This is a genomic window from Methanosarcina sp. (assembly GCF_028693135.1).
GTDB lineage: Archaea > Halobacteriota > Methanosarcinia > Methanosarcinales > Methanosarcinaceae > Methanosarcina.
In genome coordinates this window covers 22,750-24,720 of the sequence record NZ_JAQUVZ010000054.1, presented here as the reverse complement: position 1 = coordinate 24,720, position 1,971 = coordinate 22,750, and the positions used below count along the sequence as shown (strand labels likewise).

Sequence of the window (1,971 nt, the reverse complement as noted above, 5' to 3'; positions counted from 1 at the left end):
AGGTATTGGCTTGGCAAAAATTCAGAAATAACAAAAACTCGAAGGTTAATTGGCAATTCACAACCGAGGATGCAAGAATAAAATTGTCGCGCCTTTATCCGACACTTGAGGATTGACGCGACACTAGCCTCATCCATTGAAATTCCAAGAGCAGAAGGTACGGTTAATTCTGGAATAACTTCTCAGGCGACTGGGATTTTATCTTTAGAGAATGTTTTACCAGTTATTAATATGAGCCTTAGTTCTGAGAATATTGACACCGAAATTTCTAATGTAGGAAGCATCAGTATTGCTGGAGCAAATATCCCATTGGGTGGACTCATTCTAATTCTCAAAAAAATGTATAAATCACAAAATTCGAGCAAATATATTACAGGAAGTCTACAAAAATATAATTCAGACATTTGTTTGATCGGAATGATGGAGGGTCGAAAGCAATATAGCTGGGAACTCAGTAATAAAAAGATTAAATCAAATGGTGAAGACAAAATTCGTGATCTAGTTAAAGACTTGACTTTTTGGATTATTCATGATTTATCTATGGAGCGGAGTAAGAGTAGTAAAGATGTAGATTCGCTTCAGGCAAAAACATGGGAAGGTTTTAAACACTGTACCGAAGCTATTGATTATTATCTCCGTTACATAAATAGTGGGAAAATTGAGCACCTTGAAAATGCTCGAAAAAATTGTATTGAAGGTTTAGAGATTGAAAAAGCCTATTCTTTGCTTTTTAAATTATTCTTCTCTGTAGGTGTTGAATATTCTCGTAATAAAGATTATTATTTTTCAGAAGATGTTTTTAATCGGTGCATTAAACTTAGACCCAAAGAAGAAAAGGTATACAACACTTTAAGTAATGTCCTTATTAACCTTGGTCGTAATGAAGAAGCTTTAGAAGCCGCAGATAAGGCAATAGAAGAACTAAAAACTGATCTTGACAGAGTTTGGTTAATCAAAAGTTATGTTCTTGCTAATGTTGGTCTCAATAAACAAGCTTGGGAAGCTCTCCATCAATGCATTAAACTTAGACCCAAAGAAGAAAAGTTATACAATACTTTAAGAGTTTTTCTTACTAACCTTGGCCGTAATGAAGAAGTTTTAGTAGCCGCAGATAAGGCAATTGAGTATTCGGAAGCTACAAATATTGCAATCGAAGAACTAATAATTGATCTTGACAAGGTGTGGTTAAACAAAAGTTTTGCTCTTTTTGCTCTTATTAACCTTGGTCATAACAAAGAAGCTTTGAATGTTTCAGCTAAGGCAATAGAAGAACTAAAAACCGATCATTACTATGCTTGGGTAAACAAAAGTTTAGCTTTTGCTAACCTTGGTTGTTATGAAAAAGCTTTAAAAGCTACAGATAAGGCAATAGAACTAAACCCAGATTTCTCTCTAACATGGTCTAATAAAAGTTTTTTTCTTGCAAACCTTGATCGTAATGATGAAGCTTTGGAAGCTGCAAATAAGGCAACAGAGCTAAAACCTGATTTTGCTACGGCTTGGGTAAACAAGAGTTTCACTCTTGTCAAGCTTGATCTATATAAAGAAGCTTTAATAGCTGTAGTTGAAGCAATAAATATAGACCCAAGTATTTCCGTGGCGTGGTTAAACAAAAGTTATGTTCTTGCTAACCTTGGTCGTAATGAAGAAGCTTTGGAAGCTGCATGTGAGGCAATAAAGATAGACCCAAGTCTTTACCGTGCGTGGGTAAACAAAAGTTATGTTCTTGCTAACCTTGGTCGTAATGAAGAAGCTTTGGAAGCTGCATGTGAGGCAATAAAGATAGACCCAAGTCTTTACAGTGCGTGGGTAAACAAAAGTTCTGTTCTGTCCAAACTTGGTCGTAATGAAGAAGCTTTGGAAGCTGCATGTGAGGCAATAAAGATAGACCCAAGTCTTTACAGTGCGTGGGTAAACAAAAGTTCTGTTCTGTCCAAACTTGGTCATTATGAAGAAGCTTTGGAAGCTGCA

Annotated in this window: 1 protein-coding gene and 1 pseudogene; both read left to right on the top strand. The window is 35.7% G+C overall.

Translation table 11 applies throughout. The annotated features are described in order from the left end of the window. Positions 1 to 116 (top strand): annotated as a pseudogene (locus PHF18_RS16020) (IS630 family transposase); the annotation flags it as partial. Continuing rightward, positions 106 to 1,971 (top strand): tetratricopeptide repeat protein (locus PHF18_RS16015; RefSeq protein WP_300104547.1); only part of this gene is annotated, 1,866 nt, incomplete at its 3' end. The pseudogene PHF18_RS16020 and the gene PHF18_RS16015, both read left to right, overlap by 11 nt.